We start from the raw sequence: 16,533 nt of genomic DNA, 5'->3' as shown, positions 1-16,533 counted from the left end.
TAACCTGAATCATTATAGTTGTTCATAAAAGTTGATTTTGCATAGGTTTTTAGGTTTACTCTAGAAATACTCAAAATGAGAACGTTTGCATTTTTGCGCACACGTTACCGTCCTGCCAATGCAGGTAGCGCTAATAGTTTCTTCGTGAGTTAATTTTGGTGGATTATGGTTTTGAATCAGGGCAGATAGGCCTTGATGAGTTATGCTCTGTCAAAAAAAATGGCTCGAGTATAATTATAAGGTAATGAATGCAAAAATAATGGTGGTCTGATTAGGTTATTTAGGGGTTGCATAGGTTTAGTTTTAAGGGTTAAAATTGTATCATATTTTGGTAAATTATACAATATTATTGATAAAATAAAATTTTAATGGAAGGTATTTGTGGTTTGGGATTTTTTGCTAAAAGTCTTTAACGCAAGATTATCCTGAATTAAGGTGGATAATCTGTACCAATCATAGTGCTACAGAAATAAAAATGCCTTATTTTAGGTTGGTAATTCGATTAAGCAAAAAAATCAATCATTAAATAACCCATGAAAAAACCTGAGAAAACAGAGAGTCAAAACTCCCGAAGGAATTTTATTAAAAATGCAGCCTTAGCTTCTTCTGCCTTGATCGTGCCAAGGCACGTATTGGGTGGCGTGGGCTTTACCGCTCCCAGTGACCAGCTGAATATTGCGGCCATTGGTGCCGGTGGAAAAGGGGCCAGTGATATCAAGAATGCATCTGTCAACGGTCGCGAAAGAGTAGTGGCTTTATGTGATGTGGATTTTTCCGGTTCTGCTTCCCAATCGGTAAAGAATTTTCCCAATGCCAAGCTTTATGCTGACTTCAGGGAAATGCTCGAAAAGGAAAAAGACATCGATGCAGTGACCATATCCACTCCTGATCACGTGCATGGACCGGCAGCGGCTTTTGCAATGGAAAGAGGTAAGCATGTTTATGTGCAAAAACCCATGACGCATAATATCCGCGAAGCCAGGCTCCTTACCCAAATGGCCCGTGATCAGAAAGTGGTCACCCAGATGGGAAACCAAGGGGGCTCTAACCCGCTCTTGAATTTGGTGCAGCAATGGATCGATTCAGATAAGTTGGGCAAAATTTCCAAAGTGGAAATCTGGACCAACCGTCCGGTTTGGCCGCAGGGCAATGCCTTTCCTCAGCCGGACCCAAGTAAGAAGCCTGATGATCTCGCTTGGGACCTGTGGCTGGGACCATCTCCAAAGATTCCCTACACGCCTAATCTCCATCCCTTCAATTGGAGAGGATGGTGGGATTATGGAACCGGTGCATTGGGGGATGTGGGGTGCCACTTGGTGGACATACCTTTCCGAACCCTGGGACTACATTATCCAAAAGCCGCGGAATGTAGCGTAGGAGCTGTATATACTAATATGTGGACGCCGGATTACCATCCAGAAGGTTGCCCTGCGTCGTCTTTCATCTCCCTGAAATTTGACGCTACGAAGAAGAGCAAATCTCCGATAGAAATGACCTGGAGTGATGGCGGTATACGGCCTGCACACCCTGATATTATTCCTGCAGACCATGACATTGGCGGTACTGACAGTGCCAATGGCGTGCTCATCATTGGAGAAAAGGGAATCATCTCTACCAATATCAATGACAGCAGTCCCTTGATGCCTAAGCTGTATTTGAATGATGGCACTACAGAGTTTGGCCCACAGACAGAGGATTTTCCAGAACCGGAATACGGCCACCAGCGCAAGTGGGTGGATGCTTGTAAAGCGGGTTTTGCCAGCAAGGAACATAAGGAACTTACCTCCTCGTTTGACTATGCCGGCCCGATGACAGAGACGGTGCTGATGGGCAATCTGGCTATTAGAAGCTATATGCTCAGAAGGGAAAACAGCAATGGAGGCATGGAATTTTATGGCCGCAAGAAGTTGCTTTGGGATGGTGACAAAATGCTCATCACTAACCTGGAAGAAGCCAATCAGTTTGTCGGTCGTACCTATCGCGACGGCTGGAAAGTATAAATGATATCAAAATGTCCGGTGTCAGGTGAAAGTGTCAGTCCTGTCCACTACGGTGGATTGGCTAAGCTGTCATCCTGATGCCGGACGTTAATCTTTTTTTGCTCTAAAGGGGATATCGTGAGTAAATTATTTAGAACCTTCTTTTTTAACTTTCCCCATGATTTTTAAACGGGTGTTTTATCTTTTTCCTTGACTCGCCGCCTCATCTTGCTTGTCTCATATCTCAAGTCTCACATCTCACTACTAGTCTTTGCTCTTAAGTCTAACTTGATACTGTCCTTTGGTTATCTTTTTGTACTTTTGCAGCAAAGAAGAAAAGATTTGAAGGCGAGAACATTAAAAAAGGACAAGGTGAACATCATCACCATGGGATGCTCCAAGAACTTGGTGGATTCAGAGGTGATATTGACCCAGCTAAAGGGCAATGGGATCAATGTGTCCCACGAGTCAGAGCAGCAGGATAATAATATTGTCATCATCAATACCTGTGGTTTTATTGATAATGCCAAGCAAGAGTCGATCGATACGATCCTCCAATATGTGGATGCCAAGGAAAAAGGCTTGGTCGAGAAGGTGTATGTGACGGGCTGTCTTTCACAGCGGTATAAGGATGATTTGGAAAAGGAGATCCCTTTGGTGGATGCCTTTTTTGGGACGCGGGACCTCCCTGCATTATTGAAGAAGTTTAAGGCTGATTATAAGCATGAGTTAGTGGGTGAGCGATTGTTGAGCCACCCCTCGCACTATGCTTATATGAAAATATCTGAAGGTTGTGATCGTCCGTGCTCTTTTTGTGCCATTCCGCTGATGCGCGGCGGTCATGTTTCCAAGCCTATTGAGGAGCTGGTGAAAGAAGCAGAACATAAAGCTGCCAATGGCACCAAAGAACTTTTGCTCATTGCTCAAGATTCTACCTATTATGGTTTGGACATTTATAAAAAGCGAAGACTGGCCGACCTTATGAAAGCACTCGCCGATGTGAATGGCATTGATTGGGTGAGGCTGCATTACGCCTATCCAACGGGCTTTCCGATGGACGTGATCGACGTGATGGCTGAGCACCCCAATATTTGCAATTACCTGGATATTCCTCTTCAGCATGGATCTTCGGATGTGCTCAAGGTCATGCGCCGTGGGACCACACGTGAGAAACAGGAAGAACTTATTCATCGTATTCGGGAAAAAATCCCGGGAATTGCCATCAGGACTACCTTGATCGCTGGACATCCAGGTGAAGGAGAAAAGGAGTTTCAGGAAATGGTGGATTTTGTGGAGCGAATGAAGTTTGAACGGTTAGGTGTGTTTACCTATTCACATGAAGAAGATACTCATGCATTTAGCATGAATGATGATGTGCCCGAGGAAGAGAAGCAAGCCAGGGCCAATTACCTTATGGAAGTGCAGGAACAAATTTCCTTTGACCTTAACCAAAAAAGGGTGGGCGAGACCTTTAAGGTTCTGGTGGACAAGAAAGAGAATGGGTACTTTGTGGGCAGGACTGAATTTGATTCCGTGGAGGTAGACAATGAAGTGTTGATCGATGCTTCGAAACATTATTGCAGGGTTGGGGATTTTGTCCAAGTGAAGGTAAACGAGGCTACTGAATTTGACCTTTATGGCGATGTCATCGATTAGGATGTATTAGGAAATAGTTAATGAAAGGCCGGTTTAATAGCTGGCCTTTCGCTTTTTTTGAATAAAACTACGTTGTTTTTAAGAGATTTTTTTTAAATTAAGAATTGTACGTAAATGGTTTTTCCACTTTAGGAAGATATTTCTGACCCAGAATCACCTCGTTTGATTACCTAGTGAGGGAAATAATTTATCGAAAAGTTAGGGAAATGAGAAAGCTAATAGCCTATCATTTAGTGACTGTTTTGCCCATGATGATTGTCATGCAGCTTTTTATCTTTGATTATATCGGGTGGTATGATTTTGTGTCATTATTCTTGCTCTATTTTTTTATTTATAGACCGATCATGGATTATAAGAGACTTAAGTCCATGGGGCTTGTTGACCGCAAGGGGTTTCTAAAATCGTGGGGGTTTATCCGTTTTAAGTTTGTACAAGAGCTGATGTTCAAAATATAGTTTCAGATTCCAAGTGTAATTTACTGGTGAGATAAGGGGAGGGCATCTTTTCTATTCCCCTAAAAACTCCCTATTTTTAGCCTTTCAAAAAAACAACAGTAGCAGATGAATGTACTGGAAGTAACCGGTTCCGCGGATGCGCGGGAATTTTTGGATATGGCGGTTCGCCTGTACCAAAATGAAAAGAACTGGATCAGGCCGATTGATGCAGATATAGAAGGGCTTTTTGATGTGAAAACCAATAAGTTGTTTCGGAAAGGTGCCAAAGCTAAGCGGTGGTTACTGTTGGATGATAGTGGTAAGACCATTGGCAGAATTGCTGCTTTTACCAATCCCAAATGGAAGGATAAACAGCCGACCGGAGGGATGGGCTTTTTTGAATGTGTAAATAACAAAGAGGCTGCTTTTAAGCTTTTTGATACAGCAAAGGCTTGGTTGGGAGAGCAAGGAATGGAAGCGATGGATGGTCCAGTGAACTTCGGTGAGCGGGATAAGTGGTGGGGGCTGCTCGTAGAGGGGTTTACACCGCCAAATTATAACATGCCATGGAATTTCCCTTATTACCAGGACTTTTTCGAATCATACGGTTTTCAGGTGTATTTTAAACAGTATACCTATATGCGTCCGGTAAAAGGAGTGGATTTTGATCCTAAATTTCACAAGAGAGCAGCAATCACCATCGATGACCCGGACTATGAATACCGGTATTTGAAAGGAAAAGAATTGAACGAGAAGTTTCCCGAGTACTTTGTGGAAGTTTACAATAAAGCTTGGGCACGCCACATGGGCAAAACCATGGCGTTAAAGGAGGCTCAGCTCATGCTTAAGAAGTTAAAGCCGGTGGTGGATGAGAAGTTGATCTATTTTGGGTTTTACAAGGGTACACCTGTGAGTTTCTTTATTTCCATTCCCGAGCTTAATCAAATATTCAAGTATGTCGATGGCAATATGAATTGGTTAGGCAAGATAAAATTTCTGTATCACAAGTTTTTTAATCCACCGAACAAAATGCTGGGATTGGTGTTTGGCGTAGTGCCTGAGCATCAAGGCAAGGGTGTGGAGAGTGCCATGGTGAAAAAATTTAACGATATGTCATCTCAGAAATCATTTCCTTATGAGACCATTGAGATGAACTGGATCGGTGATTTCAGTCCAAAAATGATGCGGGTATGTGAGCAGCTGTACGCGAAAATATATAAGATTCACCATACTTACCGGTACCTTTTTGATCGCGAAAAACCTTTTGAGAGACATAAAATATTTGAATAAATCAGTCGGAAGAATTGATAATAATAACATGAAAAAGAAATATGATGTAGTGGGCATGGGAAATGCCCTTGTGGATATTGAATTTGAGGTCACCGATAAGTTTTTAGAGGAAAACAAGGTAGAAAAAGGCCTGATGACGCTGGTGGATGAACCACGCCAAAATGAGCTTATGTCCGTGATCAATACAGCTGAAGCCAAGAAACAATGCGGTGGATCCGCTGCCAATACCGTGATCGCCGTGAGCCAATTCGGAGGAAGTGCCTATTACAATTGCAAGGTCGCCAATGATCTGTTAGGAAAGTTTTTTGTGGAGGACCTTAAGGCTTCAGGGGTTGCTAATAATTTGCAAGCTGACCGATTGGAAGATGGGGTTACAGGAAAGTGCCTGGTGATGGTTACCGGTGATGCAGAGAGGACCATGAATACTTACTTGGGGATTACAGAGAACTTTTCCACCAAAGACATTAGTGAAGCAGTAATAAACGATGCCGAATACCTCTATATTGAAGGATACCTGGTGACCTCTCCGAACGGAAAGGCCGCTATGAAGCATGCTAAAAAGCTTGCTGAAGAGCAGCAGACAAAGGTCGCCCTTACATTTTCAGATCCTGCAATGGTAAAGTACTTCAAAGCAGGTTTTGAAGAGGTGATCGGGGCAGGAGTTGACTTGTTATTTTCCAATGAGGAAGAAGCAAAAATTTTTACAGGAGAGGAAGATTTGAAGAAGGCACGAGAAGCATTGAAAAAAGTAGCAAAGCGATTTGTGATCACCATGGGTAAAAATGGCGCCATGATTTATGATGGTGATACATTTATCGATATAGAGCCCTATGAAACCGAAGCCATCGATACCAATGGAGCTGGAGACATGTTTGCAGGTGCTTTTTTGTACGGTATCACCAACAATCACTCTTATGCTTCAAGTGGCAAGCTAGCCAGCTTGGCATCATCAAAAGTGGTGAGCCAGTTTGGTCCACGACTGGAGTGGCATGAAGCCAAGGTGGTTTTGGAGAGATTACATCCCGAGCTTGGTTAAACCTGAAATATGCATTAGCCTATTTATTACGACCTGAAACTACTTTAAAATTACTGGCGTCCGGGAAAACAATCGTCAAATTGAAAAAAAATCAACTGTTTGCACCCCTAAATCCCCTAAAGGAGACTTTCTAAAGCTCCCCTTTAGGGGATGGGGGCATTTTAGAGATTGGGATAAAAACCCTCAAATTTCTATTTAAGGACAGTTTTTGATCATATTTGAAATTTAGTCGGACGCCAGTGCTTTAAAATCAGACGCTTTGCTTTAGTTTTCAACATCACCATAGCGGTGCTATGCTTCTTTCTCCAAACTAACTGATTTTCTTGCATTTTCAGGCTACTACAATTCCCAATGCATAATCCAGGTTAAATTAATCCATTAAAAATTGTTAGAGGAGGTTTTTTTGAGGACCTCCTTTAATATTTTACTCCAAGTTCAAATGCCAGCTTGACCAGTTCGCTGGTTTTATTGAGCTTGAGTTTTTTGAAGATGTTTTGTTTGTGTTTTTTGACTGTTTCTTCAGAGATGAATAGGCCAGACCCTATTTCTTGGGGCGCCAAACCTTCTGCAATTTTCAGGAAAATTTCCCTTTCACGCTTCGTTAAGGATTCAAGCAGTCTGATGGGGGCCTCCGGGTTAACGGAGAGTTGGTCGTTTTCGGGAATCATCAGCGTAATGGCGTGATGCGGCTTGTTGGCGGTGGTCCGAGTTATGGTTTTAGTGGTGCCCAACATGATTTGCCATTTTCCAGCTGCATTTTTGAGCTTATAGGTAAGGTTCAGGTGTTCCTCGTTATCTTCATTAAAGAACGAAAGTGATCGAAAAAGTGTGGGGTAGTAGGATCGGTGGATCGTTTTGAGATAATAAATGTAATCCATGCCCGATAGGAAATTATTGGTGAAGCCATAAAAGGCCTTGCAGGCGTTATTAATATGTACAGGTCTGTAATTTCCAATATCGTGCAAAGTAATAAGGGCATCTTTCTGATTGACGAACTCGTCGTACCCGTGTAGGTCCAAGTGGTGCTCAAGAATGATGTTAGCTTCTTTTAGTTCGGTAATGATAAGATCTAATTTTTGGTGTAGCATTATAGTAGTGGAGATATAGCTTTCTAAAATAAAGCATTATCTCCTATAAAAACAAAACAGCTACGGTCACTGCTTGTGGTATAATGGTTTAGTGTGGGGACTAAATCATTGCGAGATTAAATGAAAACAAGATTTCTGTGATCCCGTTTTCCAAATACAGCTCCAAGGCCAATAGCAGGTTGACGCGTTTGACTTTTTTCCATATGCTTTTGCGTAAAAAGCTCTTTAGTGATAGGTATCGCATCCTGATTTCATTTTTGAAAACCAAGAAGTGGCTAATTTTCCTTTTTGAATTTTTGTTTGAAGTAGTGGGAACCTGTTCCAATAGCAGGTTGGCAATGTCCAAATAGGTTTTTCTGTTGAAGGCCTTGCTTCCTGTAGTGGGAAAAAGTGAAGCGGTACTCAGATTTCGGAGGTCAACGAGTTTGGTGTTCTTGGTATCCTTGATAAAATCATCCACTATTTGATTCATTGATTCATACCTCTTTTCTTGGCCAAAAGATGGGTTGGGGGCATTAATCAGGATCAGTCGTTTCTGCTCAGGGATCAGCTTCCGAATGGTTTGGAGGTTTTGATGAAATTCCTTAGGGGATATTAAGCCAAAATGCTCGAAGTGCACTGTGAAGTCGACCAATGCCTTTGTATCAAAGTGCTCGGCTCCTCTTTCTTTAAAGTAATTGACCAGTGATGGATGGTTGGTCTCTTCGGTGAGAATGCCTTCTCTTTTTCCAAGGGGCAGTTTTGTGCCTGACTGCTTGTGTCGATAGATGTGTTGGTAATAATCTGCTTCTAAAGCGATTACAATACAATTGGCAGTGTTTTTAAAAAGAGTGGTTTCGAAATAGTTTTGGTCAAAAAACGGAATGTTAGGAATCGAGTAGAGTTGATTTTTAATCGAATCAGATAGCTGCATTGCACCGAGCAAAGCCTGTGTATGCGTAGGGTAAACAGGGATATTGTTGGCTACATAATTGGTTTCCTGCGTGATATTAATGCCAGAATTGGAAAGGTAAAAGAGGGTTTGTTTGTAATCACATGGCCCTCTGAAGTATAATTGCGCTTGTTTATGGTCTCCAGAAGCATCAATCGAACTCGTTGAAGATGGAGAGGTGCTTGCCGGTATTTCCCCTATCCAGTCGGGTTGTGAACGGTCCAGATCCTCTGCGACTTCTGGTACTACCTGTAGGTCGGGAAATCCTAGTTTTGCATAGAGATACTGCGGGATTCCCAAGTTTAGGATGCGGCAGGAAAATACGAAATGGTTTAGCCGGTTTCTGCTCTTGTCCAAGCTATAAAAGCCTATAATGCCATAATCTCCAAAATTATCCTTTACCTTGATCAGGGCAGATTCGTTAGATGAGCTATTTATCAATGCGGCAATTTGATCTATGTTTAGCCTGACTTTAGTAAAGTTAAGTTGATTGGTTCTTTGTAACAGTTCGTGCAGCCTACCTTGATGGGTGAGCAAGTCGTGAATGAGTTCCACTTGGATTCCTGAAGATTTCAGAAAATCCAGGTTGTCATCGTATGACTTTTTAGCTTCGTGTTTTTTTTCGAGTATTTTATACTGTTTTAGCCTAGATAGGCTAGCGTCCTCCTTGCCTTCAAAAGCTTCGTGGTTTTTTATTACCGGGATGAAATCCGGGAAATGAGCATTGATTTTGGGATTATAGAATATGGCTTCTTCCAGGTTGGAATGGTTGTCGTCCAGAAACAGTACATTGGGACTTCTTAGTTGACAATTTTCGATGATATTTCTGATCAATACTCCTTTGGGACTCCAGTCAATGGCTGGAAATACAAAATAATCCCAAATCCCAAGTTCTTGAAGTTTTTGCTTAGCAACATCATAGTCATTCTTAGAGACGATGCTGTTGATAATGCCTCTTTTGGACAGTTTTTTTATAAGTTCAATGTTTTCAGGGATGGGAGTGATTCCTTCTTCGCTTAGCGTACCGTGCCAAAAAGTTTCATCCAAATCCCAGATGACAAGCTTTATGCTTTCCACCCGTGGGAGTAGCGTTTCCATAGTGAGAGAGAGTAGTAGTAGTAACTTTTTAATATTGTCGCCTTCCGGTGATCGATTCTCCAAAAGGTAATTAGTGAGGGACGTTGAAACTTTGGCGTTTTGCCAAAGTAGATTATGAGGCCCTTATTAATTATAACATAATGTTAATATCGTATATAACTACAAAAAAGTAAAATAAATACATAAAAATGTTTTTCAATGAATTTTATGGTGATTTTTCATTCTGGAACAAAATGGCTTTACCATGTGTGAAACAGTTAGGAAAAAGCCTTGTTTTTTAGACGGAGCTAGTAAAATGGGCTTTTTTGTTAATGTTTCAATAAAATGATTTTTTTTACCGATAGGAGCTTGGTGTGGTGTGTTTTGTAGTTTTGAAAAGTTATTAGGCCAAAAGACTGTTTGTTTTAGACCATTGATAGCGAAGATTTTGATGTAGGTTCATTGAGTCAGGTGAAGTCAGGAATAAAAAAAACCATCCGCTCGAAGCGGATGGTTTTAACACATACATAAACCAACTAAACACTATACTAATTATCTAGTTTGATTTCGAAGTAAGATTTTTGACCATTTGGATAAAAGCCTAAGATCATTACCTCGTCACCTTTATTTCGTTGGAGTTTGTTTTTGAGATCATCTGCTCCGCTTACACGATCTCTTCCTACATGGGTGATCACAAAGCCTTCTCTAGCACCAGCCTCTTCCCATTTGTCATTATCGATATTGTCGATAACGGCTCCGCCTTCAATTTCAAGGTGTTCTTGTAGGGAGATCTCTAAATCCTTAAAGGTCACTGATTCAAATTCTGTTGCTTTCAGTTCAGCCTTTTTGACCACTTTGGTAGTGCCCGAAATGTTTTTCAAGGTGGCAGTTGCCTCATGCTCTTCACCATTTCTTAGGAACTTAAGGTCTACTTTGTCCCCTGGACGTTTACGTGCTACCATCTCCTGTAGTTTAGATACGTTAGTGGTTTCCACGCCGTCTACTTCGGTGATGATATCTCCTTTTTGGATTCCTGCTTCTTCTGCGCCTGAGTCTTCGTTTACCTTGTCTACATACACGCCTTGATTGGCTTTGGTGTCAAGGTCAAGGTACTGCTTGGCGATGCTGACATCTTGGATTTGGATGCCCAGTAAGCCTCTTTGGACTGCTCCGTATTTCAATAGGTCATCCATCACTTTCTTAACAATAGCGCTCGGGACGGCAAAGGCATAGCCACTAAAAGCACCCGTCTGGCTAGCAATGGCTGTATTAATCCCGATCAATTCACCCGCAAGGTTTACCAAAGCTCCACCGGAGTTTCCTCTATTGACCACTGCATCTGTTTGGAGAAATGATTCGATCTGAAGGTTGTTGTTTTCATTTCTCAGGATGCCAATGTTTCTAGCTTTTGCACTAATGATACCTGCTGTTACAGTCGAGGTAAGGTCAAATGGATTTCCTACAGCCAATACCCATTCACCTACTTTTGTTTTATCGGAGTTTCCAAATGGCACAAAGGGTAACGCTGAGGCGTCAATCTTTAAGAGTGCCAAATCTGTCGTGGGATCGGTGCCGATTACTTTAGCGTCGTAATTGGTGTTGTCATAAAGGGTGATTTGTATTTCCTTGGCATCATCGATTACGTGATTATTCGTGACGATATAGCCATCTTCAGAGATGATTACTCCCGAACCGGAACTCATTCCTTCCATAGGCGGCTGCTGGCCACCTCCATCTGGGTGCCTGAACTCGAAAAACTCTTCCAGGGGATTTCCACTTCTTCCCCGCCGTTGAACGGTTACTTTGCTTTTAATATGAACCACCGCTGGTAGTACCTGATCCGCAGAAGCTACAAAGTTTATCCCGTCAGGAACATTGAACTTGTCGTCCTTCAGCCAATTCACAAAACTGGTGTTTTGTTTTTGTTCGAAAGTGGTTACTTTTTCCGACGGAGATAATAGACTTACTCCTGCTACTGCTATTAAGCCCCCGAGGATGGAGGCCAGAATAATGCTGAGAAAGAATTGCTTTCTATTCATGTTGTTCTCCTTTAGTTTATTGTTTTACTGTAACAAATACACGATTAAGCATAAGGTTTGTTCCCAAATATCGTGTAAAGATCACTATAAAATAGCTTATTTAACACCTTTTAACAAAGGAAGTAATGGTGATTATCGGGTTTTATCGAATTGTCGGGATGTTTGTCTTATATTAAACCCAAAAAAAAATAAGTGGGTTGCCCCACTTATAATTTATTTTACTTCGATGGATGATTTTAGCACCTTTTTCTCGCTTTTAGGCAGTGTTACCTTTAGAATGCCATCTTCATATTTTGCTTCGATTTTGTCTGGAGAGACATCTTCGGGCAAGAAGAATGATCTGCTAAAAGCTCCGTATTGCGTTTGGACGGTGTGGTAATTTTTGCCTTCCTGGGCTTCTTTGCTCTTTCTTTCGCCTGAGATGATAAGCTTGCCATCTACCAAGTCGATTTTAAAGTCCTCTTTTTTGATTCCTGGAACAGATAGTTCTACTTCATAATTGCTCTCATCTTCACTGATGTCCACCGAAGGCGTGAACTTTTGAGTGCCTGTTTGGAATGAGTCATTAAAGAACTTGTCCAATACTCCACTGAAGGTAGAAGGATAGTTGGGCTCTAATTGATTATATCTTACGAGTTTCATGATAGTATGAATTTTTAGTTTTTGAATTGTTTTATTTAACTACGATCATACTATAGTGAATTCTGTACCAAATCTATTTTCACTTAATTTTACTGACCTTTTGACGGGTTTTAGCCTTTTTTGAAACGTTTAAATGCCAAAATGTCTGTTTTGTGAACAGTAAAGCGTCAAAAATGACTTTATTAATAAATTAAGATTGGTTAGTTGCTTTCGATCACTTGACCCTTTTCACGGTACAGGTCTACTTCTCCATCTAGAAGTACTGCGATAACTGTAATGTCTTTGTCGTAGACATTGTCTGGGATATCGACATATTTAAGTCCAGGAACTTTGCTCCAGTATTGTTTGCCTACTTCACGGTGATCGAGTTTAGTACCATTGCCGACCACCCATATCCTGTTGATCTTATTTTTCAGGCCCTTAATGACCAATGACTCATTTACTTTATAGTCTAAGTAGATGTAAAGTGTTTTTCGATCTTTGGAAAGTGTGGTGGGGGCATAAACGTGTCCTTCTGGGATTCCAGCTTGTGTGTCGTAAATGGCAGCAGCGTGTTTATCGGTCCATCTCCCAAATGATTCCAGAATATTAACCGCTTCATCAGGAATTGACCCGTCCGGTTTGGGGCCTATGTCCAGCAGGAGGTTCCCGCCCATGTGAAGGCAGTCCACAAAGATCCTGAGTAGCTCATTTGGGCTTTTATAATTGTCGTCATTGTGTTGGTAGCCCCAGCTGTTGTTCATGGTGAGGCATAGCTCCCAGTATTTGCTGTCTGGTTTGGTGACAGGGACTCCCTGCTCAGGCGTGTCGTAGTCTCCCAGATTGCCTCCGATACGGGAATTGATAATGACGCTGGGATTCCATTTCAGGAGTTGTGCTTTGAGCTCCTTGCTTCTCCATTCTTCGGCCTTATGTTCCCAGTCGCCATCAAACCAATAAAGGTCGGGATTGAAGGTTGAGGAGAGTTCTTCGAGTTGTTTGAAGTTGAAATCCACGAATTTTTGGAATCTTTCAGGATCATTCTTGTAACGGTACTTTGTCCGGGTTTTTCTGTCATAATCTGGGTGTGACCAGTCCAAGACCGAATAATAAAGTCCTTTTTTGAGTCCTTCTTTTTCGAGTGCATCCATAAATGGAGCGATGAGGTCTTTGTTGGCAGGGGTTTTATTGACCACGGTTAGGTCGCTAGCTTGACTATTCCAGAGGGCTACTCCATCGTGGTGCTTAGCAGTAATAACGGCGTACTTAGCACCAGAAGATTTGATAAGTTGGGCCCATTTTTCTGGGGCATAATTAGAAGCGGTAAATCCGTCAAGCTGCTTCATGTAATCGTCATAGGAGATGTAGTCATTAAAGAAAGACCAGGATTCATCAATTCCATTCACGGAATAAATGCCCCAATGGATAAAGATTCCTAATTTAGCATCCTTGAACCATTGCATTTTTTGGTCTTCCGTGGAGTTCTGGGCCCAAGTTTTAGTGATGATTAAGCTGGAAATAAAAAGCCAGCTTATAAGTATGTACCAATTTTTCATGTTTAGTTTACTTGATTAGTCCAAAATACCTAATTTATAGGGTTTAAATGTAATGATATTAAAATATTGATCTAATTGATCGTGCATTTATTTTTCTTTTGTATTAATAAGCGCCGTTAATTTAAATTTTATGTTAATGGAGGGCAAGGTTTTATTAAAAGTGGGCAAGATTGGCGGTTTGGCATGATCTCCTACTCAGGATTTCTTCTTATTTTTATAAAGAGAAATACCTGTTATATTTTATGAGACCTCTTCCACTTTGTTACATTAAGTTCATTTTCATCTGTCTTTTTTCTTTGGGCAATTTTCAGTATTCCAGTGCTTTTCAATCTACTTCTGAAATATTGTCCATGGGGGATTCTTTGCTTGGACTGACAAAAGATACTGTAAACGCGGGAAATCAAGATACTGTTAAACAAGACCGCAACATTAATACAGTAATCCAAACCATGGAGCAGTACATTATGGCAACCAACCATATCAATAAAGTGCTGGACAGACAGGTAGACACCACTCAGATCAGTGAACAATTGCCCCAGGTAGAAATGAGTATAGAGGAGGTGCGGGGCAGGCTGGAAAGGCGAAACAGGGATATTAACCTTAGGTACCTGAATGCACTCAATAATTTCACAGACTACCAAACCCGTAGAATAGAGAAATGGAAGGTGGATTTTGATAGCAGAAGCGCGGAGGTGCTCAATGCCTTTGATTCATTAAGGGAGATTAAAAAAGATAAAATACTTTCCTTGACACTTGAAGACCCTACAATCTTGCCTGCATTCCAGAGTCAACTTAAAGAGCTTCAGACGAGGATTAGGACCGGAGATAGTCTCTTTGTGGCCAGGCAACTTAACCTGGTCAATTATCAGAGCCGATTATCCAATGTGTTAATTGCAGTAAATGATTTTAAGGAAGAGATCAGAGAGCGGGAGCGCAAAATGGAGCGGGCGCTTTTCAATAAGGAGATCAATTTTATTTGGGATAAAAGTACTTATTCAAGAACAAAAGAGCTATTGAAGGTTGTCAGTCACTCGGTCAATATCAACCGGATTATCCTAAAGGGCTATGTAGAGGCAACCCGTCCTGTCTTGATATGGGTGCTAGGATTGATTTTGGCGTTTTTTCTTTGGTTTAGGTATTTGCTTAGGCATATTAAGTCTGAAAAGGAATTTTCTGATATCATTCTTCAGCGGACCAGGTTTATCCCCAATAACCCGTTGTTGTCAGCGATGGTTATTGTACTGCCATTGGCTACTTTTTTTTATCGTTCGCCGCCAGTAGTATTGGTAGTTGTGGTGCTCTGGTTGCTGATGCTTGTAACAACGGTGCTGATCAGGTCAATTGTCAAAAAGAAAATTTATCTTTTTTGGTGGGTTTTTTTAGTGATTTTTGTGATTTATAGCATCAGCAATCTATATATCGAAACCGCGTATGAAGAGCGATGGGTGTTATTGTTTTTGAGTTTCGTATGTATTGGATTGGCTTATAGTATTATCAGTGAGATCAAGGACTCTGGCCTTAACCATACCAGGTATGTTATTCTGTTGATCCAGTTGTTTATGATCATTCAGGGACTGTCAGCTGTGGCCAATGTTCTTGGCAGGTATAGCCTCGCCAAAATTTTGGGAGTGGCAGCGACAACCAGCCTTATGCAGGCAGTGGGCTTGTATGTTTTTGTGCTGGTGATCTTAGAGGCGATCTATCTGCAGATTGAAATGGGTAAAAAGAGTACTACTGAATATACGGCTTATTTCGATTTTCAGGATATTCAAAGTAAAGTGAGAAACATTTTTGTCTTTCTGGCTGCTGCCATCTGGCTTTACTATTTGACAACGAACCTAACGATTTATGATTATCTCTTTGAAAATATTTCTGCTTTTTTGTCGAAAGAACGTAAGATCGGTCAGAGTACGTTTAATTTTGGGAGTATTTCCACTTTTATCATTATTATTTGGATTTCAGGAATTATCTCAAAGTATATCTCCTACTTTGCGGAGGCCAAGGATCAGAAAATGGCCGCTAATCGTAAGCAGCGGTTGGGGTCTTCCATATTATTGATCAAATTGGCCGTATTTACACTAGGGTTTTTATTGGCTATTACCGCTGCCGGAATCCCGTTGGATAATGTGGCGATTGTATTGGGGGCGCTCTCGGTAGGTATCGGTTTTGGTCTACAGACCATTATCAATAACCTGGTGTCCGGGATTATCCTGGCATTTGAACGGCCAGTGCAGATTGGAGATGTCATAGAGGTGGGGGGGCAAAGTGGAGTTGTCAAAGAGGTGGGGATCCGCGCCAGTAAGATACAGGGCTGGGACGGATCTGAACTGATCATGCCAAATGGCGACCTTCTCTCCCAGCAACTGATTAACTGGACACTCTCCAATAAACGACGAAGAATAGAGCTGTTTATTGGGGTGGCCTATGGTTCTGATTCGGATAAGGTTGAAGGAGTTTTTAAAAAAGTGCTGGACCGGGAGGATATTCTCAAAGTGCCGGGGCCAAGTGTTTTCCTGCAGAATTTTGCTGAAAGTGCAGTGGAATACAGGCTTCTTTTTTGGGTAAATGATATTGATATTTGGGTAGATATGAGAAATGAAGTGATGAAGGATATTTATAAACGTTTTGGAGAAGAAAATATAGAAATCCCATTTCCTCAACGAGATCTTTACATCAAGTCCATGCCGGAATCCAAATCGGCTCAGCCAGATAAGAAAGATATCCCCCCAGTTGAAAAAGAACAGGAAAAAGGAGGGCGTGATTCAAAAGATGATACGAGTCCTGAAAATTAATCCATTGAATTTTAGTGTGAAAGAAAAATTAGAG

10 protein-coding genes and 1 pseudogene are annotated in these 16,533 nt (G+C 41.4%); 6 read left to right on the top strand and 5 right to left on the bottom strand.

From position 1 onward, the window contains the following. The first annotated feature begins 533 nt into the window (after nucleotides 1-533). The 5 genes from FKX85_RS02505 (at nucleotide 534) to FKX85_RS02485 (ending at nucleotide 6,395) form a co-directional block, all read left to right on the top strand. A complete protein-coding gene (locus FKX85_RS02505; RefSeq protein WP_141613229.1) occupies nucleotides 534-2,000 on the top strand; it encodes a Gfo/Idh/MocA family protein in 1,467 nt (488 codons plus the stop codon). A 321-nt stretch (nucleotides 2,001-2,321) separates the two neighbouring features. Then, complete coding sequence (gene rimO, locus FKX85_RS02500; protein WP_141616677.1) at nucleotides 2,322-3,635, top strand: 30S ribosomal protein S12 methylthiotransferase RimO; 1,314 nt, start codon at nucleotides 2,322-2,324, stop codon at nucleotides 3,633-3,635. Nucleotides 3,636-3,841: 206 nt separating this feature from the next. Continuing rightward, complete coding sequence (locus FKX85_RS02495; protein WP_141613228.1) at nucleotides 3,842-4,090, top strand: hypothetical protein; 249 nt, start codon at nucleotides 3,842-3,844, stop codon at nucleotides 4,088-4,090. A gap of 105 nt (nucleotides 4,091-4,195) precedes the next feature. Beyond that, nucleotides 4,196-5,359, top strand: coding sequence for a hypothetical protein (locus tag FKX85_RS02490; RefSeq protein WP_141613227.1), 1,164 nt, complete (start codon nucleotides 4,196-4,198; stop codon nucleotides 5,357-5,359). 28 nt (nucleotides 5,360-5,387) lie between these two features. After that, a complete protein-coding gene (locus FKX85_RS02485) occupies nucleotides 5,388-6,395 on the top strand; it encodes an adenosine kinase (protein WP_141613226.1) in 1,008 nt (335 codons plus the stop codon). 416 nt (nucleotides 6,396-6,811) lie between these two features. On the opposite strand, the gene FKX85_RS02480 is transcribed toward FKX85_RS02485, so the two are convergent. From FKX85_RS02480 to FKX85_RS02460, 5 genes and pseudogenes are all read right to left on the bottom strand, one after another. After that, the gene (locus tag FKX85_RS02480) at nucleotides 6,812-7,483 is read right to left on the bottom strand and encodes a LuxR C-terminal-related transcriptional regulator (protein ID WP_141613225.1); all 672 of its coding nucleotides are present in this window, start codon (nucleotides 7,481-7,483) and stop codon (nucleotides 6,812-6,814) included. A 100-nt stretch (nucleotides 7,484-7,583) separates the two neighbouring features. After that, nucleotides 7,584-9,599, bottom strand: a pseudogene (locus FKX85_RS02475) (HAD hydrolase-like protein); the annotation flags it as partial. Between the two features lie 440 nt (nucleotides 9,600-10,039). Beyond that, the gene (locus FKX85_RS02470; RefSeq protein ID WP_141613223.1) at nucleotides 10,040-11,530 is read right to left on the bottom strand and encodes a Do family serine endopeptidase; all 1,491 of its coding nucleotides are present in this window, start codon (nucleotides 11,528-11,530) and stop codon (nucleotides 10,040-10,042) included. A gap of 213 nt (nucleotides 11,531-11,743) precedes the next feature. Next, entirely contained in the window at nucleotides 11,744-12,172 is a 429-nt protein-coding gene (locus FKX85_RS02465; protein ID WP_141613222.1) for an Hsp20/alpha crystallin family protein, read from the bottom strand. Nucleotides 12,173-12,372: 200 nt separating this feature from the next. After that, nucleotides 12,373-13,707, bottom strand: a complete 1,335-nt coding sequence (locus FKX85_RS02460) for an alpha-L-fucosidase (protein WP_141613221.1) — start codon at nucleotides 13,705-13,707, stop codon at nucleotides 12,373-12,375. 449 nt (nucleotides 13,708-14,156) lie between these two features. Here FKX85_RS02460 and FKX85_RS02455 point away from each other — a divergent pair, with 449 nt between their 5' ends. Continuing rightward, a complete protein-coding gene (locus FKX85_RS02455) occupies nucleotides 14,157-16,499 on the top strand; it encodes a mechanosensitive ion channel family protein (protein ID WP_229239740.1) in 2,343 nt (780 codons plus the stop codon). Nucleotides 16,500-16,533 lie beyond the last annotated feature (34 nt).

The sequence above is a fragment of the Echinicola soli genome (genome assembly GCF_006575665.1).
GTDB classification, from domain to species: Bacteria; Bacteroidota; Bacteroidia; order Cytophagales; family Cyclobacteriaceae; genus Echinicola; species Echinicola soli.
Note: the sequence above shows the minus strand (reverse complement) of the source record. Positions and strands in the feature narration are given on the sequence as shown.